The organism is Stenotrophomonas sp. GD03680 (assembly GCF_029844625.1).
GTDB classification, from domain to species: Bacteria; Pseudomonadota; Gammaproteobacteria; order Xanthomonadales; family Xanthomonadaceae; genus Stenotrophomonas; species Stenotrophomonas maltophilia_P.
Map to the genome: position 1 here is coordinate 284,187 of NZ_JAOCKC010000002.1, position 21,017 is coordinate 305,203.

The following is a 21,017-nucleotide window of genomic DNA, read 5'->3' on the forward strand; positions in this document are numbered from 1 at the left end:
CCCAGGCAAGCTCAGCGCAGCGCCACCTGTTCCCACCAGCGCGTGCCTGCCTGCGGCGCCTGCATGTCCAGCGCCTCGCCCATCATCGGCGTGGCGATCGGCACATCGTGCGCGGCTGCCAGCGCGGTGATGCGCTCGAAGGGCTGTTGCCAGTCATGCAGGGCCAGGTCAAAGGTGCCGTTGTGGATCGGCAGCAGCCACTTGCCGCGCAGGTCCAGGTGGGCCTGCAGCGTCTGCTCCGGCTGCATGTGCACGAATGCCCAGCGCGGATCGTATGCGCCGGTTTCGATCATGGTCAGATCGAACGGGCCGTACTTCTCGCCGATGGCCTTGAAGCCATCGAAGTAGCCGGTGTCACCACTGAAGAAGATGCGGAAGTCGCCGTCCTGGATGACCCACGAGGCCCACAGGCTGCGGTCGCTGTCGCCCAGGCCGCGGCCGGAGAAGTGCTGGCCGGGTGTGGCGGTCAGGCGCAGGCCATCGGCTTCGGTCGATTGCCACCAGTCCAGCTGTTCGACCTTGTCCGCGTCCACGCCCCAGGCGATCAACTGATCACCCACACCCAGCGGCGCGATGAAGCGCGTGGTCTTGCCCGCCAGCTGCATCACCGCAGCGTGATCCAGGTGGTCGTAATGGTTGTGCGAGAGGATCACGCCGGCGATCGGCGGCAGCTGTTCGATGCTGATCGGCGGGGCGTGGAAGCGCGCAGGGCCCATCCACTGCACCGGTGACGCCCGTTCGGAGAAGACCGGGTCGGTCAACCAGTACTGGCCGCGCAGCTTCAGCAGGATCGTCGAGTGCCCCAGCCGGAACAGGCTGCGATCCGGCGCGGCTTCCAGCGCGGCACGATCCAGCGCCTGCACCGGTATGGCGCCCGCGGGTACGGTCCCCTTCGGCTTGTTGAACAGGAAGGTCCACCAGATCTCCAGCCCGTTGCGCAGGCCCATCGCCGGCCGCGGCAGTACGTTGTGGAACTTGCCCTCGCGGTATTGCGGGGAGTCGGGGAAGTCGGGGAGGGACCAGGACTTGCAGAAGGTGTAGGCGGTCACGGCGAGGATTCCAAGCAGGAGGACAAGGAGCAGGCGCTTCATGGGTGACGTCCGCAGGGTACACTGCACAGTGTAGTTTCCTGCTGCGGAAAAGTATACTCATCGGTGTAAAATGGGGGTATCCGTTCAGTTATCTGGTGTCGCCATGTCCCGTCCGCCGCAGCGCCTGACCGACCGCAAACGCGAGGCCATCGTGCGCGCGGCGGTGGAGGAATTCCGCACGGCCGGCTATGAAGCCACCAGCATGGACCGGATCGCGGCAGCGGCCGGTGTATCCAAACGCACGGTCTACAACCACTTCCCCAGCAAGGAAGAATTGTTCTCGCTGATTCTGGAGGAACTCTGGGAACGCAGCATGGCCGGCGTCGAGCTGCCCTACCGTGCGGAGCAGCCACTGGAGCCGCAGCTGCTCGCGTTGCTGGAGCAGAAGCTGGAACTGCTGGGTGATGCCAATTTCATCGACCTGGCCCGCGTTGCCATGGCGGAGATCATCCATTCACCCGAACGTGCGCAGGCAATCGTCTGTCGCATGGGCGAGAAGGAGAGTGGGGAAAGCGCCTGGATCCGTGCAGCGATCGCCGATGGCCGGCTGCGTGCGGTCGATCCCGAATTCGCCGCCCATCAGCTGCATGGACTGGTGAAGAGTTTCGCCTTCTGGCCGCAGGTAACGATGGGGCAGGCGCCGCTGGGGGCCGACGAGCGCGCGCGGGTGGCGGCATCGGCGGTCGCCATGTTCCTGGGCCACTACGCGCGCTGACGCCGTGGCAACCGCGTCGGCATGGCTCGCCCGGCTCGCAAGCACAGTGCTGTGACGGACATGTCTGTGCCGTCGATGCGCCATCTGCGATAGTGACGTCGGGTATCAATGCACGATTGCTTCCATGTCATCCGCTTCGGCGCGCCATATCGGCGAAGTCCTGCAACAGTCCTATGGCATCACCACCGCCGCCGTGGTGCCTCGCGCGGTTGGCGCAGACGCCAATGCCAGCGTTTACCGCATCGACGCGCGACGCGGTCAGTGGTGGTTGAAATGCCGCACCTACCAGGTGCAACCGGCGGTCTGGGACACGCTGCATTGGCTGCGGGGCACCCTGGGCATCGAGGAGATCGTGGCGCCCTGGCCGGCGTTGACCGGCGGCGCGTCGGTCCAGCGCTGGGGCCTGCAGTTCACGCTGTTTCCCTACATCGAGGGCCAGTCCGGTTTCGAGGCGCCGCTCAGCCATGCGCAGTGGCTGCGCCTGGGCAACGTGCTGCGCCGGCTGCATGACGCTGAGGTGCCCGAATCGCTGCAACGCGCGCTGCCGACCCTGCGCCTTGAAGCGGATGCGTTGACCACCGTTGGGCGCTGGCTGCAGCCGGGCGATGCCTTGCCGGTCGCGCAGGATCGGTTGGGCAGCGCGTTCCTGGCCGTCTGGGAGCTGCGCCGCGAACGCATTGCCGAGGTCCACCGCCGCGCGTCGGAACTGCACGATGAACTGCGCGACGAACGGCCGCCGCTGCGGTTGTGCCATACCGACCTGCATGCGGGAAACCTGCTGATGGGTAACGAGGGCAACCTGCACCTGATTGATTGGGATGGCCTGTCCCTGGCGCCGCGCGAGCGGGATCTGATGTTCCCCGGCGCGGCGGTGGGTGGACGCTGGGGGCGCGAACGTCCGCTCGGTTTCGTGGAAGGGTATGGCCCGGACCTGGGGGACCCACGCTGGATCGCCTGGTACCGGCATTGGCGGATCCTGCAGGACCTGATCGAGTTCGAACAGGTGCTGCTGGGGGGCGACGCGCTGGAGCGCTCGCCGCAGCTGCGCCGTCAGTCGCTGCACTACCTGGGCGAACAGTTCGCGCCGGGCAATGTGTTCGACGCAGCCGAACGCGCGTATCGCGCGCTGGATGCGTCGCCGCTGCAGCGTTGACGGTGGATCATTCGGCGGGCTTGGCCGCCGCTGACGCCGCCGCCGTCGCCGCCCGCCGCGACAGCACGGCCTCGCGGTGGGCGATGTAAGCGTTGGCGGCCAGAATGATGCCCGCACCGACGATGGTCCAGCGGTCCACGGTCTCGTTGAACAGCAGCCACCCGCACAGGGTCACCAGCGGCAGCTGCAGGAAGCTGATCGGCGTCAGCGCCGACACTTCTCCCAGGCGCAGCGCGCGCGTCCACAGCAGCTGGCCGACCGTGCCCATCACGCCGGTGACCAGCAGCCACAGCCAGGCCACGCCACTGGGCCAGACCCAGACAAACACTGCCGGAACCAGCGAAAGCGGCACCCAGAAGACGTAGGTATAGAGCACTACGGTATCGGCGCTGTCCACGCGGGTGAGCTGCTTGATCTGGATGGCCACCAGTGAACTCAGCACCGCAGCGGCGACGGCGACCAGGCTGCCAGCGGTGAAGCCGGTGGTGCCCGGCCGCACGATCACCAGCACACCGATGAAACCGACCACCACTGCGGCCCAGCGGCGCACACGCACGGTTTCGCCCAACCACAGCACGGCGGCGATGGTGACGAACAACGGTGTGGAGTACGAGAGCGATACCGCCTGCGCCAGTGGCAGATGGCCCAACGCCCAGAACGCGCACAGCATCGAACCCAGGCCGATCGCACTACGCACGAAGTAGCGTGGCAGCTGCTGGGTCTTCAGCGGCGCATGGCCCGGCCGCAGCAGCATCGGCAGCAGTGCCAGCAGGCCGAACGCGTTGCGGAAGAAGGCGACCTCCTGGGTCGGTACGTAACGGGTGGCGTAACGGATCGCCACCGCCATCATGCCGAACGCCAGGGTGCTGCCGAGCATCAGCAGCGCCGCCCGCATCGGGGTGGCGCCGGTGGAAAGGGCGGGGGTGTTCACCACTGTGCGCCGAGCAGGCGGGGCTCCGGTTCGATCGGTACGCCGAATTTCTCCAGCACCGACGCGGAAATGCGCCGCGCCAGCGCAAGCAGCTCGGCCCCGGTGGCGTTGCCATGGTTGACCAGGACCAGCGCATGGCTGGCAGCAACGCCTGCATCGCCCTCACGGAAGCCCTTCCAGCCGCAGGCCTCGATCATCCACGCTGCGGAGACCTTGCGCCGGTCCTCACGATCGGCCGGGAACACCGGCAGGTCCGGGAAATGCTGCAGCAGCACGTCGACCTGCTCCAGGGGCAGGACCGGATTCTTGAAGAAACTGCCGGCATTGCCCAGCACCTCCGGATCGGGCAGCTTGCGGCGGCGGATCGCGATGACTGCGTTGGCCACGTCCACGGCACTGGGCAGCTCCACGCCCTGCGCCTGCAGTTCTTCGCGGATGCCGGCATAGTCCATGCGCAGGTCGTGCAGCAAGGGCAGCTTCAGCTCGATGGCGGTGATCAGGTAGCGGTCTGCCTGCTGCTTGAACACGCTGTCGCGGTAGGCGAAGCCACACTGTTCGTTGTCCAGCCGCACCCAGGCCTGCTCGTGGCAGTCCCAGGCTTCCACTGCCTGGATGAACTCGCCGACCTGTGCGCCATAGGCGCCGATGTTCTGGATCGGCGCTGCACCGGCCGTGCCTGGAATCAGGGCCAGGTTCTCCAGCCCGGACAGGCCTTCCTGCAGCGACCACATCACCAGGCCGTGCCAGGGCACGCCGGCACCGGCGCGGATCACCGCATGATCGGCGCGATGCTCCAGGAAACTGATGTCGCGGTTGCCGAACACCAGCACGGTGCCAGGCACATCGTCGGCGATCAGCACATTGCTGCCGCTGCCCAGCACCAGCAGCGGTCCGCCGGAAACCTCCGGCAGCGCCAGCACGTCCGGCAACAGCGATGCGTCATGCAGCTCCAGCAGCTGCGCGGCATTGGCACGCACGTGGAAGGTGTTCAGCGCCTGCAGCGGCGCGTTCCGGGTCAGTGTCCAGCGCAGCGGTGCGGCGGTGTCGAGTCTATCCATGGGGGTGCTCACAGCGGCGCCACCGCGCCACGGCTGGGCGCTTCGCGGCGGCGGCGGATCGCCTCCACGCATTCCGATACCAGCGCCGGCCCGCGGAAGATCAGGCCGCTGTAGCACTGCACCAGCGAGGCGCCCGCCGCCATCTTGGCCACTGCGTCGGCGCCGGACAGGATGCCGCCGACACCGACCAGCGGCACCGACTCGGGCAGGCGCGAGCGCAGCCGCCGCAGGACCAGGGTGGACTGTTCCAGGACCGGGGCACCGGACAGACCGCCGGCTTCGTTCGCCAGCGGATCGCCGGCCACCTTGCTGTGGTCGATCGTGGTGTTGGTCGCGATCACGCCGTCCACCTGCAGCTCGCCGAGCACGCGCGCAGCAGCGTCGATGTCGCGCTCGCTGAGGTCAGGCGCCACCTTCACCAGCATCGGTACGCGCCGGCCGTGCCGCGCGGCCAGGTCTTCCTGGCGATCACGCAGCTGGCTGACCAGCTGGCGCAGTGCGGTTTCCTCCTGCAGCTCGCGCAGGCCGGCGGTGTTGGGCGAGGAGATGTTGACGGTGATGTAGTCAGCCAGCGGGTACACCTTGTCGAGGCAGGCCACATAGTCGTCGACGGCCTGCTCGTTGGGGGTGTCCTTGTTCTTGCCGATGTTGATGCCGAGCAGGCCGCGACGGTTGCGCGCGCGCTCGACATTGCGCACCAGTGCATCCACGCCTGCGTTGTTGAAGCCCATGCGATTGATGATGGCGTTGTGCGCCGGCAGCCGGAACAGCCGCGGCGTCGGGTTGCCCGCCTGTGGCCGCGGCGTGATCGTGCCGATCTCGACGAAGCCGAAACCCAGCGCGAACAGCGCATCGATGTGCTCGCCATTCTTGTCCAGGCCGGCCGCCAGACCGACCGGATTGGGGAATGTCAGCCCGAACACGGTGCTCGGCAGCGGCGCGATGCGTGCGGCCAGCAGCGGCGTGGTGCCGGTGCGATAGGCCACGTCCAATGCGGACAGGCCGAGGCCGTGGGCGCGCTCGGCGTCGAGCGAGAACAGGAAGGGGCGGGCAAGCGAATACATGCGTCGGTTCAGTCCAGCGTGCCGAGGAAGGCTCGGGTTCGATATTCAAAGGCGACCTGACCGTTGACCGCGTGGGCCGCGAACAGATCCTGCAGTGCCGCCAGCATCGGCGCATGGCGCGGATGCCCGGGCTGTGGCGCATAGGAGGACGACAGCAGGCGGCCGCGCAGGGCGTCCAGATCCAGGTGCTGCACGTTCGGCAGTTCCACCTGGCCGCGCAACCCGGCGCCAAACCATGCCTGCATCGTGGCGTCATCCTGGTAGCGTTCTGCCACGGCGGAATAGTCCGTGCCGTAATCGAGCAGCAGCTGCTCATAGCCAACCAGGAACGGGCTGGCATCGAGCAGGCGTGAGTTCCAGTAGATCAGCGCCAATCCGCCGGGGCGCAGGATGCGCTGCCATTCAACACGGACGGCGTCGGTGTCGAACCAGTGGAAGGCCTGCGCGGCACTGACCAGATCGACGCTGTGCTCTGCCAGGCCGGTGGCCTCGGCACGCCCATCGACGGCCTGGAACAACGGGTATGCAGCCAGCCAGCCTTCGGCAGCAGCGCGCATGGCGGCGTTGGGCTCGACCGCGACCACAGGATGGCCGGTGTCGAGGAACAGACGGCTGGAAATGCCGGTACCGGCGCCGATGTCGGCCACCCGTGCATCGTGGCCGACGCCCATCGGTCCATGCAGCCATTCCATCAACGCCGGCGGGTAGTCAGGCCGATAACGGACATAATCGGCGACGCGGCTGCTGAAGCGTTCGGTGCTGTCGGAGGAGGTCATGGCGGTCAGTTCGACAGTGCGGCGAGCCAGGCCAGGCCACCGAAGAAGAGGATGAAGGCCAGGACTGCCGCCAGGGCGGCTGCCACCATCACCCAGCCCAGCACCAGCCCGGTGACCGCCAGGCCATCGCCTTCGAGTTCATGCGGGCGGCGGCGGATCTCGGCGCGGGCCATGTGGCCGGTGACGATGGCGACGATGCTGGCCACGAAGGGCAGGACAGTCCAGGCGGCAATGCCCATGACCAGGCTGACCACGGCCAGGGCGCTTGTCTGTCGGGGTGCCACGCTCATCGGGTCCTCCTTGCAGTACGCACATGATAGTGCCTCCGTCCGGGCAATCCCATGGGCAGTGCCCGGCCCGAGCGGTTCAGCCCATCAGTACCTGGCCACCATCGACGTTCAGCACGTGACCGGTGATCCAGCGCGCCAGCGGCGAGCACAGGAACAGCGCGGCATCGGCAATCTCGCGTGGTTGGCCGAAGCGGCCGAACGGAATTCTTGCCAGGGTGCCGTGATACAGCGCCGGGTCGCTGGTTTTGCGCCGGTCCCAAAGCCCGTCGGCAAACTCGATGGAGCCCGGGGCGATCGCGTTGACCCGGATCCGGTCCGGCGCCAGTGCCAGCGCCTGCGACGTGGTGTAGTGCGAAAGAGCGGCCTTGGCAGCCGCATAGGGAGCGCCCCCCGGCCGGGGTTGCTGCGCGGCGATCGAGGAGAGATTGAGGATGCAGGCGTCGCTCGATTCGCGCAGCCAGGGCAGGGCGAGCCGCGAGGCCCGCACCGCCGCCATCAGATCGACCTGCAGGCTGGCGGCCCAGCCGTCTTCATCGTTGGCCATGCCGTAACCGGTGGCATTGTTGACCAACACGTCGATGCCGCCCAGGGACGCCGCGGCCGCGTGCAGCCAGGCGTCGATCTGGCCGGGGTCGGCCAGGTCGGCGGCAAAGGCGTGCAGTGACGCCCCCTGGGCCGCTGCGTCGGCCAGCAGGGCGTCGAGCCCCGCCTGTCCTCGTGCGCAGACCGAGACATGGGCGCCGGCCGCAGCGAAGGCCAGGGCCATCTCACGGCCGATGCCTTTGCTGCCACCGGCAACCAGCACCCGGCGGCCGCTGAAGTCGAGGATTGGAGCCCCCGCCGGGGCCCCACTCTCGGCGACGTCCGGGCCGGGATGCATCACAGGTCGAACTTGATGCCCTGGGCCAGCGGCAGCGAATCGGAGTAGTTGATGGTGTTGGTCTGCCGGCGCATGTAGACCTTCCATGCGTCCGAGCCCGACTCGCGGCCACCACCGGTGTCCTTCTCGCCACCGAACGCGCCACCGATCTCCGCACCGGAGGTGCCGATGTTGATGTTGGCGATGCCGCAATCCGAGCCCGCAGCCGACAGGAAGCGTTCGGCGGTCTTCAGATTCTGGGTGAAGATCGACGAGGACAGGCCCTGCGGTACCCCGTTCTGCATGTCGATGGCTTCGTCGATGCTGTCGTAGGGCATCACGTACAGGATCGGCGCGAAGGTCTCGTGCTGGACCACGGCATCACTGTTCTTCAGGCCGCTGACAATGGCCGGCAGCACGAAGTTGCCGGCGCGGTCGATGCGGGTGCCGCCGGTCTCGATGGTGCCGCCGGCGGCCTTGGCCTGGGCAATGGCGTCGAGGAACTGCTGCACGGCACCTTCGCTGTTCAGCGGACCCATCAGGTTGGCGGCATCGGTCGGGTCGCCGATCTTGCCTTCCACCTGCTTGTACGCCTTGACCAGCGTGGCCAGCACGTCGGCGTAGATCGAGCGGTGCACGATCAGGCGGCGGGTGGTGGTGCAGCGCTGGCCGGCCGTACCGACGGCGCCGAACACGATCCCCGGCACAGCCAGCTTCAGGTCGGCGGTCTCGTCGAGGATGATGGCATTGTTGCCACCCAGTTCCAGCAGGCAGCGGCCCAGGCGGCGCGCCACCTTTTCATTGACGGTGCGGCCGACCTGGGTGGAGCCGGTGAAGCTGATCAGCGGCACGCGACGATCATCAACCAGCTTTTCCGACAGTGCGGTGCCGGCATCGTTGACCAGGTAGAAGATGTCCGGGAAGCCGGCTTCGCGCAGCGCGTCGTTGCAGATCTTCATCGAGGCGATGGCGGTCAGCGGCGTCTTGTTGGACGGCTTCCAGATGCACACGTCGCCGCAGATCGCCGCCAGGAATGCATTCCAGCTCCACACCGCGACCGGGAAGTTGAAGGCCGAAATGATGCCGACCAGGCCCAGCGGGTGGTACTGCTCGTACATGCGGTGGCCGGGGCGCTCCGAGTGCATCGTGTAGCCATACAGCATGCGGCTCTGGCCGACGGCGAAGTCGGCGATGTCGATCATCTCCTGCACCTCGCCATCGCCTTCCGGCTTGCTCTTGCCCATCTCCAGGGCAACCAGCGAGCCCAGCGCGTCCTTGTGCCTGCGCAGCGCCTCGCCGCACAGGCGCACGGCTTCGCCACGGCGCGGGGCCGGGGTGGTGCGCCACTGCTTGAACGCTTCCTGGGCGCGGGCGATCACCGTTTCGTATTCAGTCTCGGTGGTCGCACGCACCTGTGCGATCGGCTCGCCCGTGGTCGGGTTGACCGGGGTGATCAGCTCACCGCTGGCAGCGCTCGACCACTCCCCGTTGCCCAGGTACGTGCCAGCGTTGATCGCGTCCAGGCCAAGGGACTTGAGCAGCTCGGAAGACATGCAGACTCCTGTGTTTCGTTGGTTTGTTTGGCGTCATCGCGGGCGGGTGGGGGGCGATGAACAGAACCGCCGATGGTAGCAGAGGGCGATGAGCGGCCTTGGTGCAGTGCAGGGTGCCAGGCCTGGCGGACGTGCTGGGACGGGACGTCCCGGGGGCGCCAATCGGGTTGATCCTTCGGGGCGTGATGGGATGATTCCGTGCATCAAACGTCAATTTCTGGACGCTGTCGGACCCAGTGCGAATCATTTTGACGCATTTTGAAATATTAAAAAATAGGAATGGTTCTAATGACTTAGGGTGGGTCGGGCGGGTGAATGGGCGCACGACGGGCTGCCGCTTCCTACCAATTGCCTTTCACATCATTCACAATCACGTTCGACTTATTGACGCAATTCCGTCTGTTCGCACCGGCTTGGGGAGGCCTGGTATGCGACAGCCATCACATTGTAGTGCTGGATCGGAAAACAGCTTGGAGAAGTGCAGTGCTACATGGATCGGTAGATGACCTCCCCGCAGAGCGTGCCGATGCCGGCCGCCGCCGGGTCGAAGCCCGGGCGGCCCTGGAACTGGGGCTTCGCCTCGGAGACCTGTTGCTCCTGCCCGGCATGGCTGCACTGGCCCACGTCGTATGCTACGGGACGCCGGCCCCCAACCAGTCCCAGCGCATCGTCTTTGGTGCGGTGATTCTCAGCGCCATCGTCTGCTTCTCCATCGCACCGGTCTACCGCAACTGGCGCCTGCGTGGCCTGCTGGCCGACCTCTGGCTGCTGCTGCTGGCCTGGTCCGGCAGCTTCGCCCTGTTCTCGCTGTATGCCGTGCTGGTGGGGCTGGCCGATGCCGTTCCGTCGCGCTGGCTGGTGGGGTGGTACATTGGCGGCCTGGCCTCGATGGCGGGGCTGCGCGTACTCCTTCGTGTCCAGCTGCACCGGTTGCGTTCGCGTGGACTGGATCATGAGCGGATCCTGCTGGTCGGGCTCCGGGCCCCGGCGCTCAGGCTGCATCGCCTGCTGCGCGGCAAGCCGGAGATGGGCAAGGAAGTGATCGGCTACTTCACCAGCAAGGGCGACATCGCCACCCGGCGTGGCGGCGATGCCCCGCAGCGCCTGGGCGCACTGGATGATGTGCCGCGCTACCTGGATGCGCACCGGGGGGAGTTCGACCAGGTCTGGGTGTCCCTGCCGCTGGGAGATACCGCGCCCATCCGTGACATGCTCAAGCAGATCGAGCGGTTCCCGGTGCCGATCCGCCTGATTCCCGATACCACGGGCCTGGGAGCACTGAACCCGGGCGTGCACCAGGTGGGCGATGTGCCGATGATCGGCGTGCGCCAGGGCCTGGTGGACCACAATTTCCGCCTGTTCAAGCGCATCGAGGACATCCTCGTGGCCGGCGTGGCGGTCATCCTGCTGGCGCCGCTGTTCGTGGTGCTGGCGATCGGCGTGAAGCTCAGTTCACCTGGGCCGGTCCTGTTCCGCCAGCGCCGCCACGGCCTGGGCGGGAAGGAGTTCTGGATGCTGAAGTTCCGCTCCATGCGCGTGCATGAGGAAGGGACGGGGCAGATCACGCAGGCGACCCGGGGCGACCCGCGGGTGACCCGGTTCGGTGCCTTCCTGCGGCGCAGCAGCCTGGATGAGCTGCCCCAGTTCTTCAACGTGCTGGGCGGCAGCATGTCGGTGGTGGGCCCCCGTCCGCATGCGATCCAGCACAACAATCACTATGAACGGGTGATCGAACGCTACATGCACCGCCATTACGTCAAGCCGGGCATCACCGGCTGGGCGCAGGTGCACGGGCTGCGGGGCGAGACGCCGGAACTGCGGTCGATGAAGAAGCGCGTGCAGTACGACATCGACTACATCCGTCGCTGGAGCCCGACCCTGGATGTGCGGATCATTGCCTTGACGGCGCTGAAGGTTCTCGGGCAGAAGTCGGCTTATTGAGCCTGCAGAACTGCGAACTGCGACGTAATTCCATGAGTTGCATGGCGATTTTCTCGCCAGCAGCGGCGCTGTAAGGTAATCTGTGCAGCTGTCAGCGCTCCGCCCGTTTCGCGGCGGGGCCTGCATGGAATGCCACAGGATCCAGGTCAGTGTTCAATAACGTACTTTTTGTTTGCGTCGGCAATATCTGCCGCAGTCCCTCGGCTGAAGTGATGCTTCGACGGGCGGTTCAGGGCAGAGGCATCCAGGTGTCTTCCGCAGGTCTGGGAGCACTCGTCGGGCATGGTATCGACGCCACTGCCCAGGCGCTGCTGGTGGAGCAGGGCATGGATGGGCTGGCTCACCGCGCACGCCAGATCGATGATGCGATCCTTGGGGCGGCTGATCTGGTGCTGGCCATGGAGCGTAAGCACATTCACCGGATCACCGAGATTGCGCCGCAGGCGTCGGGCAAGACCTTCCTGCTGGGCAAGTGGCAGCAGGACCGGGAAATCCCCGATCCTTATCGCCAGCAGCGTCCTGCTTTCGAGCATGTCTACAGATTGATGGCCGAAGGCATCGAAAGTTGGGTGCGGTACCTGTAGGTCTTCACCGGGCGAACGTGCAGCAGGGCGGCCTTTGGCCGCCCTGCTGCGTTCCGGCAGGTCAATCGTCGATCGAGCGGATGTTGTCGTAGAAGAATCGCTCGTCGCGATCGCCGGTGATGTTGTACAGCGAATATTTGCGGCTGAGCATGGCGCCACCGTCGCGGATCAGGGGATTCCAGTTGAACGCGGCTCGTCCGCGTGTCGACCGTGGCAGGAATCCGTCCAGCGGGACGCTTATGTAGATTCCCTTGTCGAAGCTGCCTTCGCCGAAATCGCGTGCGGAAACGTTGGTCTTCGTTGCATAGGCACCCATCGTGACGCCATTGTCGAAGACGCGGGCGACGTCCAGGGTTGCGCCCCTGTCCCCGGCCAGATACTGGCCGACGGACAGCGAGCCGACGATGCGCTCGCGGGCGTCGAAACTGTAGTAGAAGGTGGCGTGCCCGGTCGTGACCTTGTAGTCGCGCAGATCCCAGCGCTGATCGAAGTCGCGTTGCTGCACGCGATTCAGGTTCGCGCTGACGGCCCATCGCTCACCGCCGGGACGATACAGCAGTTCACCGCCTACGCCGGCATACATCCACTCCAGATAACCCGCGTACGCGATGCCATAGAGATCGCGGCCCAGGCGCCCAGCCACATTGAACTGCAGATTTGGCAGCACCACGTCCGAGTCCACCATGTACCTGCGCAGATCGGTGCGCACGCGCGGGAGTCGACTTGGGGCGTTGTACTTGAACTTGTCGTAATTGTTGATCAGGTTGGCGCTGACGGTTCCTGTAAGCCACATGTTGGGGCGTACGAACAGGCTTCCGGAATAATTGGCGGCAATCTGGTAAAGGATGAAACCATCCGGGCCACCGAGATTCTGTCGGTAGCCGATGTTGAAGCCGCCGCCATAGGGGCGTGTCCTGGGTTCATACAACGTCTGGCGAGTGACGTCGTCGGGAGACTGCACCTCGGTGCTGCGACGTAGCACGTCCTCGCTGACCCGACCATCCAGATAGCCCACGAGGGCACCGCGGGCGACGGACGTGTCCACGATGGGCATCCCCAGTCGTGTTGTCCGCAGCGTGAACCACTCGTACTCATCGCCCGTCGCATTGGCCAGGATGCGGCCGGCGCGTCCCAGGCCCTTGGCGTTGTGGAGGTATCGGTTCTGGTAGCCGTCCACGTAGAGCTCATCGCCGCGACGGGAGATGCGCTCGACCCGGAAGCCTGCATTCCGGGTGAGGTCGGCGCTGATGGCAGCCCAGTCCGGGCCGCCTTCTGCTGTCGTGGCGCCGGCGTCGCGCGCTGCGGTCGCCGCAACCACGGCTGCCTGCGGGTCGCGAGGCACGATCCGTTGCGGCGGGGGATCGAAAGGCTTGGGCGCAGACACGGCATGGCCGGGATTGCCGCGCCAGGTCAGCGAGAACATCGCCGCGTCACCGCGTTCCCACGCGGCGGTGAGTTCCACGTTGCGGTTGGGGACGTAGACCAGCCCCACGTTGATGGGGGTGCGCTGTTCCAGATTGTTCCCGCGCGGCTCACGGCGGTAGTCGTTACCGTCGTACTCGACCTTGACCAGCAGCGAATCCAGCGGCGTCTGATAGGTGATGCCGCCAAAGACGCCGACCGGGCCCTTGAACATGTTGTCCAGACCAAAGCGACCGGCGTCGTTGATGTTGCTGCCCGCGATGGGGCGTCGATTCTTGAATCGATCGTCGATCGCTCCCAGCGGATTGGCGAAATCGCCGCGGTTGCCGATGTAGCCGGTCGCAAGGCCGATGGAGGCGTCGATGGGCCCCAGATTCTTGCTGGCAACCAGATATTCGCTGGAGAAGAAGCCGGTACCACCGAGGTCGCGTACACCGAAGGCAAGCTCCGGCAGCCATCGTGACTCCTGCCAGAGCCGCAGCTTGAAGTCGATCGATTTGTCCTTGTAGTTCTGGTCTCCCGCGATGTTCGGACCATAGCGGATGTTGGACACGTTGATGTAGCGGAACGTGCTCTCAAGCCAGGGGAACGGTTGCAGCGTGAGGTTGTAGCGGCTGTACGGGGAATTGTGCGAGGCCGTGAAGCTGAGGTCGCCGTCGGGCGCCATGCGTGCCGTCGGTGTCTGCAGGAGGCCGATGCCGCCCCATTCGTTGGCGGTCGGCGGAGGGGCTTCCTGGGCCTGCAACGCGGCACTCAGTGACAAGGCGAGCGCGGTCAGCGCAAAGCGGGCTGGGCGCGGCACGCGTGCACGCTGGGGAATGTCGGTCATTACGGGCTGACAGGCTGGGTGGCGATGAAGGTGGCAACGTCGTTGTTGAATGCCGGGTCGATGGATTTCAGCACCGATTCGCGCAGCGGAACATAGATCGAACCGCCAGGGGCGACCGCCTGGGGATCCGCGCGGTTCCAGAGCGCAATGCCCTGCTTCTGAACCCGGCCATCGGGTTGCACGATATAGAGCGAGTCGGGATCGGCGGCCGCGTTGGGTGGGCACTCACGCAGATAGTCCCGCGCATTGCGCTGCGGGGAATGGTGGACAGTGCAACTGGTTCGGACCGCGCCGAGGACCGTGATGTGATCAGGTCGGACTGGAATGCGGAGGACATCGCCGGCCATGAGCACCGGATTGCTCTGCGGCTGCACCTGCATCAGGCGTGGCGAAATCACCGTCGGTACACGTCCGGTTGCGGCGTGCGCCTGCACCCATTGCTGGAGGGCCGCCGCGGTTTCGACGACGGCCGGATCCGCGTTGAGCTGAAGCTGCGTCAGGCCATGCAGGATTCCGGCACGCAGTCGGACCTGTTCAACGAGCGCCTGGCGGCGAAGATAGCTGCTGCCGAGCAGATAGGCGTCGGCCGCAGGCTGGGCCTGGACAACCGCATCGGCCAGTCGCCGCTCCGGCTGGATGGCCTGGTCACCGGGATGGGCGACCGCACCCTCGACGCGGACGGTAGACGGTGCCTGCGCCAAGCACAGTGACGGTAGTGCCGACAGCATCAGGCAGAGAATTCGAGTGTTCATGCCTGTCATCCCTTCGGGGCACGGTAGGGCTTGAGCTGGGTGAGTTCCACGACGTACCCGGGGGCAAGATGCTGCCGGCTCTTCCAGATGAATCCGGTCGCCGGGTCCGCCCAGTAGATGTTCTGCGCGTCCATTCCACCGCCCTGGAGATGCTCGACGAATCGCTGCAGGGTGCGGGTGCGGCCGAGAATCCTGACCTCCTCGGTGGCGCCGGGTGTCAGCGTGCCGGTGACGACAACGCCGAGCTGATACGACGACATCCAGTCGTATTGGCGTTGCACCTGTGCCGGTCCGCTTAACGACGTCAGGCGGTCGAAGGGGGACGCGCCGATGATCCGCGTCTGCAACTGACGTCCCAGCCCGCTTGAGCCCAGCAGCACGCCGTTGCCGTCCAGCTCGATCACGGCATGCGTGCCGGCGTACCACTGCTGCCGGCCACCATCAACGTAGCCAAGAACGGCCACCGCGGTCAGGTCCCGTGTCTCGACCAGCACCTGCGGGAAGCGATTTGCCGCCACGGTAGCGGGGCTGACCTCAACGGGCTTGTGCAGCAACAGCCGGAAGCTGTCCGCCGTTGCCCGGCTGCCGGTGGTGCAACCGGCAAGCACGAGCGCCACGGCGATCAACGCCATGCGCAATAGACGGCCTGAAGTGCGTCGGAATGAACGCACCGAGGCTGCTCCCGTCCGCGCCATGTCAGTTGTCCCTGACTTCGGTTCCGGTGCGCGCGGCCGTGTAGAGGATATTGGTGAAGGGCAGCAGCTGGTTGACGAAGCGGTTCCAGCGGCTCACACCTGCGGCGCCGACAAACACCACGTCCCCGGGCTGCAGCTTGAACTGGCTGCCGACGGCAAATGCTGTTGGTGAGCGTGCTTCCAGCTGATAGATCACCGAAGGCTCCTGCTGCAGATCGGTGCTGCCGCGGATGACGTACACCGCATTGCCATTGGCCGTCTGCTGCAGCAGCCCGCGTGCACGACCGAGCGCCTGGTTCAATGTGACGTCGCCGGTCCGGAAGCTGTACGCGCCTGGCAGGTTGACCTCGCCAACGACGAAGACCTCCTTGCGATCCAGATAGGGGATATAAATTGAATCGCCATCCTTCAGGAACAGCTGGCGCCCACCATGTTCCTTGGCCAGACTTTCAAGGTTGATGGTGTAGCTCACTCCGTCGCGGCTGAACTGGATGCCCGAGAGATCCGCCTGGGCTGCGTTCAGTCCGGCCTGGCTGATGGCATCGGTCAGGGTAAGCGGCGAGGTGCCCAGTGGGACGGGCGAGGACCGCTCGGCCGCGCCGGTGACCCACACCCGCTGGCTGCCGTAGTTGAGGACCGACACATCCACCTGCGGCGATTCCACGTACTGCGCGAGGCGCCGGCTGATTTCCTCACGGATCTCAGACGGGGTCTTGCCCGCCGCCTTGACCTTCCCGATGTAGGGGTAGAACAGCGTGCCATCGCTCTGCACCAGACGACCGGCGAGCGCGCCCTGTTGTTGGGAGCCGGCGGGTACGGTGAGTTCAGGGTGATCCCAGACCGTCACGTAGAGGATGTCACCGATGCCGACCTGGTAAGGGGAAGGCTGGTAATCGAAAAGCTCGGCAGGAAGCGTCTGTTCGTTGCGAGCTGCATGCTCCTGGGCGATCAGCTTGGAGGTGATGGTGACGATTTCCAGTCGGCTATCGTCGCTGCTCTGCGAAGTGACATCACTTCGGCGCAGGTGCTGACCTGGCGCGAATGCGCAGCCGGAAACGGCCAGCACAGTGAGTGCAGTGGCGAGAGTACGGAGAGGCTTCATGTTCATGTGGTGGGTTTCCGACAGGCATAAAAAACCCCCGCCGTGCATTGCCCGGCGAGGGCTTGCTCGAACAGCAGGGCGAATCAGCCGCCGGTGCCGCCGGTCCCGCCAGTGCCACCCGTACCGCCGGTGCCTGGGCCGCCCGGACCCGGACCACCGGGTTCGCCGCCACCATTGTCGTCGCTGCCGCTGCTGCTGTCGCCACCGATGCTGTAAGCCACAGCTGCGGCTGCAATGCCGACTACAGTGGTGCCGAAAATGGCAGCGTTCGAATAGCCAGCGGCTTCAGCGCCGGCGGTCACTTCGGCAGCCGGGGTCTCGGCGTCAGTGGTTGCCTGCGCGTCCTGCGCGAAGGCCATCATCGGGGAGGCGGAGAATGCCGCCAGGGCCAGAACGGCGATCGTCTTCTTGAACATGGGAGAGGCACCTACTCCGTTAGGGAAAATTTCACCCCAATCTTGCGGCGGAAGGCCCGCAGTGTCAAGCGCCGGGTTCAGTTCCCGAGGTCATGCCGCTCATGCGTGCTGCTTCGCCCCGACAGCAGCTTGGCGGCGTCCCTGATGAGATCGTGTGTCCGAAGATCCGAAATGGCCGCCGGAACCACCAGCCCCGTCACGCAGGCCAGCAACAGCACCCGGACTTTCGGCCGCGAGGGGGTGACCGATGTCCCCAGCACCGCGCAGCTTGCAGCCAGGCCCAGAGTCAGGCCGGAGATGACCTCCGATGTCGAGTGTGCCTGAACAGGCAGTCGTGAATACGCGATTGCACCGGCCAGCAGAGAGCCTGCAGCGAACCAGCGGAGGTCCCTGCGTTCGCCAGTGCTCACCGTCAGCCATAGAGCCACCGGGTACACCACGCTGGACATGGCGGCGTGCCCGGAAATGCCGGTGAAGTCCAGACGCTGAATGCCCAGCCCCCAGCCCATGAACGCCAGCTTGGAGGCCAAGGTCAGTCCGGCGGTCACGGCGATGGCGACGGCCCAGCGTCGCCTCAAGGACGATTCGCTTCGCGGCGATGCCAGCAGCAGCACCATGGCCATGGGCAGCAGCCAGCGGCTGTCGCCCAAATTGGAGAGGAAAAGCCAGAACTCGGACATCCGGTGGGACTGATGTGGGGGCGGCCAGCATACCTGCCGCCGATGGCGCGGCGATCGTCGGTGGCTTGGTCCATTCAGCTGGACGCGGTATGCTTTACCGCTTGCGCAAGGCCCCGTAGCTCAGCTGGATAGAGCGTCCCCCTCCTAAGGGGAAGGTCGCCCGTTCGAATCGGGCCGGGGTCACCATCGGTCAATTGCCCGCAGATGATCAGGCGGGTACCGCTTCTGCTTGCGGCGTGCTGTCTTCGCTGCGGCGTGCTTGCCACCCGCCACAGTGCGTTGGAAAAGGGCGTGCGGCGGCCTGGTCTGCCTTCCGCCAGGCTCACCTAGGGGCGATCCAGGTCCTCTGGCAACAGGCCAGCGAGTGCGAGTATTCGATCGTGCCTGATCTGCTGCACCCAGTGGCCCCAGGCATCCGCCGCCGTCAAGACATCGATCGAGCCGCAGGCGGGACACCTCAGTTGCACACCCCCGTGCACATCGGTGAGCCCGCACCCATGCGACATCCGTGATTCGTCCCCACATGACTTGCACTTGGCCTGCACGGAATCCAGCCGTTCGATGGTGGCATCCAGGCGCAGCAAAGGGCGGATCCGCAGGATCCGGAATGCAACAGGAGTGGTCATGTGTCTTGCCGGTCAGGGGCTGGACACGGAGGCGAGGAATTTCGCGCCGAAGAGAAGCCGAATGCAGTGACCATACAGCATGAACTGTTAAGACTCTCGTTCTTGACAGCCCTTATTTCGTTCTGGTGAGGGCCGAGGGTTCGCGAGAGGGGCGGGGAGCCTGAACATCCAGTCAGGTAAGCAAGCCGTTTTCACACAAGGCTAACTGCTCAGCGCCCAGTTTCACTGCAGCGTGACGGGTCGGCAGGGGGACTCGTGGCAGGCCTTGAGCCTGCCGTGCGCAGCGCTTCCCCCATGACCAGCAGGATCCGAATGAATCGCAATGCCGTGACGTCCGTTGGCGTCGGACCGGGCGCCGTCCCCCTGTGCTGCCGGGTGGGCCATGCCGTCTTCCCTGGACGCGCACGCCGCCCCGCCTTCCCGATCATCCCCCCGGCGGCCGGGTGATGGGGCGTTTCCAGTACGCCTTCCGCAAGGCGCGGGGCTGGCAGGCCTCCCTGGTCGCCGCCGCGTGGGCAGCGCTGCTCTATACCGTCAGCGGGGATACCGGCTACTTCCGCTCCCACGGCGGCTGGCGAAGATCACGGATCAGCCGGAAACCGGGCGAGGCCGACTCTCTGGATGACTGAGTCCGCGGGTGATTCTTGCCGGAAACGCATAGCAGTCTGCGGGCTGCATGGGTTTGCCGGGCCTACAGTGGCCCCCAATGCCGGGAGGAGTACCCGGCCACCTGCACGCCTTCGGTCCAGACGGGAGTCGCCATGCACCTGCTGATCGCCCTTGGCAAAGTGGCCGCGGTGTTCGCCTGCGTGCTCGGAATTCTTGAAATCTGCAGCCGGGTTCACCGTCGGCGCAGGGGCCGCAGCAGGCGTGCGGACAGGGAAAAACTCCCCTGACGCACTTGGCGAGGCTCAGTCCTGCCTGAGCAGCTCCACCAGTTGCCGCAGCCGATAGGGTTTGGGCAGGAACTCGACCTGTTCGGGCAGGGGAGGCAGCTGCGAACGCGCATAGCCGGAGGAGAGGATCATGCGGGCGTGCGGCTGGTCGCGCGCGACGTGTTCGCTCAGTTCAATGCCGGACATGCCATTGGGCATGCTGACGTCGCTGAACACCACGTCGAAGCGGGTATCGCCGCGCAGCAGGGCCACTGCTTCATGACCGTCGGCCGTGGTCGCCACGTCGATGCCGAAATCGCGCAGGGCCAGCCCTATCATTTCGCGCAGGTCGGTCTGGTCCTCCACCATCAGCACGCGGATCGGATCATCGGTCATGGGGCGGGTTCCTCTAGTGCGGGTAACAGCAGGCTGACTGTGGTGCCGACGCCTGGCGTGGTGGAGACATCGACGAAGCCGCCGCTCTGGGTGGTGAATCCGAACACCTGGCTCAGGCCCAGTCCGCTGCCTTTGCCGATGTCCTTGGTGGTGAAGAAAGGCTCTGTCGCGCGTTCCGCCACATCGACGGGCATGCCACGCCCCTGGTCACGCACGCTCACCGTCACGTATCGGCGCTGCTGGCCAGCCTCTCCATCCGGATCAAGGCGATGCTCCAGTGCGGTGGCGATCAGCACGTGGCCGCCATCGGCCGTGGCTTCGACAGCGTTCGCGACCAGGTTCGCCAGGGCGGTCTGCAGCTGCAGCGCGTCGGTGCAGACCGGCGGCAGATCGTGAGCCAGTTCCGTGCCCAGCAGTGTACCCGAGGCATGCGCGCGCCGCAGGCCCGGCAAGGACTCGACGATCAGTTCGTTGACGTCCACCGGTTCACGGATCAGGGTCTGCCCGGTGCTGAAGGCAAGCAACTGGCGGGTCAACAATGCGCCGCGGTCGGTCGCCGTCTGTGCAGTGGAAAGCAGTTCGTGGGCCCGCGGATCACTGCCCACGCGCAGCGCCAGCAGATCCAGTGCGTTGCCGATGGTGGTCAACAGATTATTGAATTCATGCGAGAGCCCACGACTCAACCGGCCGACCGTCTCGAACTGCTGGGTCTGCCGGAGTGCACGCTGTGCGTCACGCAGCAGGCGCTGCGCCTGCCATTGTTCGGTGATGTCGCGGGTGATCTTGACGTAGCCGAGCAGTTCGCCGTTCTCCAGCACCGGCTCGATCACGATGCTGGCGCGGAACGAGGCGCCGTCGCGACGGACGCGCCAGCCTTCGGCGGAGCAATGACCCTGCTGCGCGGCCAGCCGGAGCAGCCGCTGCGGCTCGCCGGCGTCGCGGTCTGCTGGCAGGTAGAAGCGTCCGAAGTGGGTCCCGATGACTTCCTCGGCTGCATACCCCTTGATGCGTTCGGCCCCGGGGTTCCAGCTGCAGACGATGCCCTCGGGATCGAGCAGATACAGCGCATGGTCCCGCACGCTGTCTATCAGCAGGCGCAGCTGTTGGGAAGTGTCCGTCAGAGCGGACCTCGTAGAAGCGGGTGCGTCCACGTGGAAATGAGCATTACCCCTGTGAGGGCCGGAAAGCTAGGCACTGCAGTGTGAAGGA

The 21,017-nt window shown here is 65.8% G+C and carries 22 protein-coding genes and 1 tRNA gene; 7 read left to right on the plus strand and 16 right to left on the minus strand.

Translation table 11 applies throughout. From position 1 onward, the window contains the following. Positions 1-11: 11 nt before the first annotated feature. Entirely contained in the window at positions 12-1,091 is a 1,080-nt protein-coding gene (locus N5J29_RS03685) for an MBL fold metallo-hydrolase (RefSeq protein ID WP_065181371.1), read from the minus strand. A 103-nt stretch (positions 1,092-1,194) separates the two neighbouring features. On the opposite strand from N5J29_RS03685, the gene N5J29_RS03690 reads away from it, so the two are divergent. Both N5J29_RS03690 and N5J29_RS03695 read left to right on the plus strand, forming a co-directional pair. Next, positions 1,195-1,806, plus strand: coding sequence for a TetR/AcrR family transcriptional regulator (locus tag N5J29_RS03690; RefSeq protein ID WP_065175563.1), 612 nt, complete (start codon positions 1,195-1,197; stop codon positions 1,804-1,806). Between the two features lie 124 nt (positions 1,807-1,930). After that, positions 1,931-2,959: an aminoglycoside phosphotransferase family protein gene (locus tag N5J29_RS03695; protein ID WP_065181372.1), complete on the plus strand. Its 1,029-nt coding sequence runs from the start codon at positions 1,931-1,933 to the stop codon at positions 2,957-2,959. A 7-nt stretch (positions 2,960-2,966) separates the two neighbouring features. Here N5J29_RS03695 and N5J29_RS03700 read toward each other — a convergent pair whose 3' ends face one another. The 7 genes from N5J29_RS03700 to N5J29_RS03730 all read right to left on the minus strand — a co-directional run bounded on the left by N5J29_RS03700 (position 2,967) and on the right by N5J29_RS03730 (position 9,490). Further along, positions 2,967-3,854: a DMT family transporter gene (locus N5J29_RS03700; RefSeq protein ID WP_065175629.1), complete on the minus strand. Its 888-nt coding sequence runs from the start codon at positions 3,852-3,854 to the stop codon at positions 2,967-2,969. 32 nt (positions 3,855-3,886) lie between these two features. Continuing rightward, positions 3,887-4,948 carry a UDP-N-acetylmuramate dehydrogenase gene (gene murB / locus N5J29_RS03705; RefSeq protein WP_164153054.1) on the minus strand — a complete coding sequence of 354 codons (1,062 nt, stop codon included), beginning with the start codon at positions 4,946-4,948 and terminating at the stop codon, positions 3,887-3,889. A gap of 8 nt (positions 4,949-4,956) precedes the next feature. Continuing rightward, positions 4,957-6,012 (minus strand): quinone-dependent dihydroorotate dehydrogenase, encoded by a 1,056-nt coding sequence (locus tag N5J29_RS03710; protein ID WP_065181373.1) that lies wholly within the window; start codon positions 6,010-6,012, stop codon positions 4,957-4,959. Between the two features lie 8 nt (positions 6,013-6,020). After that, positions 6,021-6,788, minus strand: coding sequence for a class I SAM-dependent methyltransferase (locus N5J29_RS03715; RefSeq protein ID WP_065181374.1), 768 nt, complete (start codon positions 6,786-6,788; stop codon positions 6,021-6,023). 5 nt (positions 6,789-6,793) lie between these two features. Then, positions 6,794-7,078, minus strand: a complete 285-nt coding sequence (locus N5J29_RS03720; RefSeq protein ID WP_053517549.1) for a DUF4190 domain-containing protein — start codon at positions 7,076-7,078, stop codon at positions 6,794-6,796. Positions 7,079-7,154: 76 nt separating this feature from the next. Beyond that, positions 7,155-7,958, minus strand: coding sequence for an SDR family oxidoreductase (locus N5J29_RS03725; protein WP_164153053.1), 804 nt, complete (start codon positions 7,956-7,958; stop codon positions 7,155-7,157). After that, positions 7,958-9,490, minus strand: a complete 1,533-nt coding sequence (locus N5J29_RS03730) for an aldehyde dehydrogenase family protein (protein WP_065175566.1) — start codon at positions 9,488-9,490, stop codon at positions 7,958-7,960. The genes N5J29_RS03725 and N5J29_RS03730 overlap by 1 nt, the downstream gene beginning before the upstream one ends. A 483-nt stretch (positions 9,491-9,973) precedes the next feature. Here N5J29_RS03730 and N5J29_RS03735 point away from each other — a divergent pair, with 483 nt between their 5' ends. Together N5J29_RS03735 and N5J29_RS03740 are read left to right on the plus strand one after the other, a co-directional pair. Then, positions 9,974-11,431: an undecaprenyl-phosphate glucose phosphotransferase gene (locus N5J29_RS03735; protein ID WP_164152431.1), complete on the plus strand. Its 1,458-nt coding sequence runs from the start codon at positions 9,974-9,976 to the stop codon at positions 11,429-11,431. Positions 11,432-11,580: 149 nt separating this feature from the next. Then, positions 11,581-12,015 carry a low molecular weight protein-tyrosine-phosphatase gene (locus tag N5J29_RS03740; protein WP_053516763.1) on the plus strand — a complete coding sequence of 145 codons (435 nt, stop codon included), beginning with the start codon at positions 11,581-11,583 and terminating at the stop codon, positions 12,013-12,015. 61 nt (positions 12,016-12,076) lie between these two features. On the opposite strand, the gene N5J29_RS03745 is transcribed toward N5J29_RS03740, so the two are convergent. The 6 genes from N5J29_RS03745 to N5J29_RS03770 all read right to left on the minus strand — a co-directional run bounded on the left by N5J29_RS03745 (position 12,077) and on the right by N5J29_RS03770 (position 17,911). Further along, positions 12,077-14,266, minus strand: coding sequence for a YjbH domain-containing protein (locus tag N5J29_RS03745; protein WP_164152429.1), 2,190 nt, complete (start codon positions 14,264-14,266; stop codon positions 12,077-12,079). Beyond that, positions 14,266-15,018 (minus strand): capsule biosynthesis GfcC family protein, encoded by a 753-nt coding sequence (locus N5J29_RS03750; protein ID WP_164152428.1) that lies wholly within the window; start codon positions 15,016-15,018, stop codon positions 14,266-14,268. Before N5J29_RS03750 ends, N5J29_RS03745 begins: the two co-directional genes overlap by 1 nt. A gap of 5 nt (positions 15,019-15,023) precedes the next feature. Further along, positions 15,024-15,650 (minus strand): YjbF family lipoprotein, encoded by a 627-nt coding sequence (locus N5J29_RS03755; RefSeq protein ID WP_164152426.1) that lies wholly within the window; start codon positions 15,648-15,650, stop codon positions 15,024-15,026. Between the two features lie 64 nt (positions 15,651-15,714). Further along, positions 15,715-16,821, minus strand: a complete 1,107-nt coding sequence (locus N5J29_RS03760; protein ID WP_164152424.1) for a polysaccharide biosynthesis/export family protein — start codon at positions 16,819-16,821, stop codon at positions 15,715-15,717. 77 nt (positions 16,822-16,898) lie between these two features. Next, positions 16,899-17,231, minus strand: coding sequence for a hypothetical protein (locus tag N5J29_RS03765; RefSeq protein ID WP_053516758.1), 333 nt, complete (start codon positions 17,229-17,231; stop codon positions 16,899-16,901). Positions 17,232-17,308: 77 nt separating this feature from the next. Beyond that, complete coding sequence (locus N5J29_RS03770; protein WP_164152422.1) at positions 17,309-17,911, minus strand: phosphatase PAP2 family protein; 603 nt, start codon at positions 17,909-17,911, stop codon at positions 17,309-17,311. A 109-nt stretch (positions 17,912-18,020) separates the two neighbouring features. On the opposite strand from N5J29_RS03770, the gene N5J29_RS03775 reads away from it, so the two are divergent. From N5J29_RS03775 to N5J29_RS03785, 3 genes are all read left to right on the plus strand, one after another. Beyond that, positions 18,021-18,097 (plus strand) — tRNA-Arg (locus N5J29_RS03775). 886 nt (positions 18,098-18,983) lie between these two features. Further along, positions 18,984-19,166: a hypothetical protein gene (locus tag N5J29_RS03780; protein ID WP_164152319.1), complete on the plus strand. Its 183-nt coding sequence runs from the start codon at positions 18,984-18,986 to the stop codon at positions 19,164-19,166. 132 nt (positions 19,167-19,298) lie between these two features. Then, the gene (locus tag N5J29_RS03785) at positions 19,299-19,433 is read left to right on the plus strand and encodes a hypothetical protein (RefSeq protein WP_258012811.1); all 135 of its coding nucleotides are present in this window, start codon (positions 19,299-19,301) and stop codon (positions 19,431-19,433) included. 15 nt (positions 19,434-19,448) lie between these two features. Here N5J29_RS03785 and N5J29_RS03790 read toward each other — a convergent pair whose 3' ends face one another. Both N5J29_RS03790 and N5J29_RS03795 read right to left on the minus strand, forming a co-directional pair. After that, positions 19,449-19,808, minus strand: a complete 360-nt coding sequence (locus tag N5J29_RS03790; RefSeq protein WP_053516753.1) for a response regulator — start codon at positions 19,806-19,808, stop codon at positions 19,449-19,451. Further along, positions 19,805-20,959, minus strand: a complete 1,155-nt coding sequence (locus tag N5J29_RS03795) for a PAS domain-containing sensor histidine kinase (protein WP_053516751.1) — start codon at positions 20,957-20,959, stop codon at positions 19,805-19,807. Before N5J29_RS03795 ends, N5J29_RS03790 begins: the two co-directional genes overlap by 4 nt. Positions 20,960-21,017 lie beyond the last annotated feature (58 nt).

Bases quoted from the DNA above. Each gene is read 5' to 3' on its own strand.
- N5J29_RS03685 (WP_065181371.1), bottom strand. From the start codon at position 1,091: ATGAAGCGCCTGCTCCTTGTCCTCCTGCTTGGAATCCTCGCCGTGACC.
- N5J29_RS03690 (WP_065175563.1), top strand. From the start codon at position 1,195: ATGTCCCGTCCGCCGCAGCGCCTGACCGACCGCAAACGCGAGGCCATC.
- N5J29_RS03695 (WP_065181372.1), top strand. From the start codon at position 1,931: ATGTCATCCGCTTCGGCGCGCCATATCGGCGAAGTCCTGCAACAGTCC.
- N5J29_RS03700 (WP_065175629.1), bottom strand. From the start codon at position 3,854: ATGCGGGCGGCGCTGCTGATGCTCGGCAGCACCCTGGCGTTCGGCATG.
- murB (WP_164153054.1), bottom strand. From the start codon at position 4,948: ATGGATAGACTCGACACCGCCGCACCGCTGCGCTGGACACTGACCCGG.
- N5J29_RS03710 (WP_065181373.1), bottom strand. From the start codon at position 6,012: ATGTATTCGCTTGCCCGCCCCTTCCTGTTCTCGCTCGACGCCGAGCGC.
- N5J29_RS03715 (WP_065181374.1), bottom strand. From the start codon at position 6,788: ATGACCTCCTCCGACAGCACCGAACGCTTCAGCAGCCGCGTCGCCGAT.
- N5J29_RS03720 (WP_053517549.1), bottom strand. From the start codon at position 7,078: ATGAGCGTGGCACCCCGACAGACAAGCGCCCTGGCCGTGGTCAGCCTG.
- N5J29_RS03725 (WP_164153053.1), bottom strand. From the start codon at position 7,958: ATGCATCCCGGCCCGGACGTCGCCGAGAGTGGGGCCCCGGCGGGGGCT.
- N5J29_RS03730 (WP_065175566.1), bottom strand. From the start codon at position 9,490: ATGTCTTCCGAGCTGCTCAAGTCCCTTGGCCTGGACGCGATCAACGCT.
- N5J29_RS03745 (WP_164152429.1), bottom strand. From the start codon at position 14,266: ATGACCGACATTCCCCAGCGTGCACGCGTGCCGCGCCCAGCCCGCTTT.
- N5J29_RS03750 (WP_164152428.1), bottom strand. From the start codon at position 15,018: ATGAACACTCGAATTCTCTGCCTGATGCTGTCGGCACTACCGTCACTG.
- N5J29_RS03755 (WP_164152426.1), bottom strand. From the start codon at position 15,650: ATGGCGTTGATCGCCGTGGCGCTCGTGCTTGCCGGTTGCACCACCGGC.
- N5J29_RS03760 (WP_164152424.1), bottom strand. From the start codon at position 16,821: ATGAACATGAAGCCTCTCCGTACTCTCGCCACTGCACTCACTGTGCTG.
- N5J29_RS03765 (WP_053516758.1), bottom strand. From the start codon at position 17,231: ATGTTCAAGAAGACGATCGCCGTTCTGGCCCTGGCGGCATTCTCCGCC.
- N5J29_RS03770 (WP_164152422.1), bottom strand. From the start codon at position 17,911: ATGTCCGAGTTCTGGCTTTTCCTCTCCAATTTGGGCGACAGCCGCTGG.
- N5J29_RS03780 (WP_164152319.1), top strand. From the start codon at position 18,984: ATGGGGCGTTTCCAGTACGCCTTCCGCAAGGCGCGGGGCTGGCAGGCC.
- N5J29_RS03785 (WP_258012811.1), top strand. From the start codon at position 19,299: ATGCACCTGCTGATCGCCCTTGGCAAAGTGGCCGCGGTGTTCGCCTGC.
- N5J29_RS03790 (WP_053516753.1), bottom strand. From the start codon at position 19,808: ATGACCGATGATCCGATCCGCGTGCTGATGGTGGAGGACCAGACCGAC.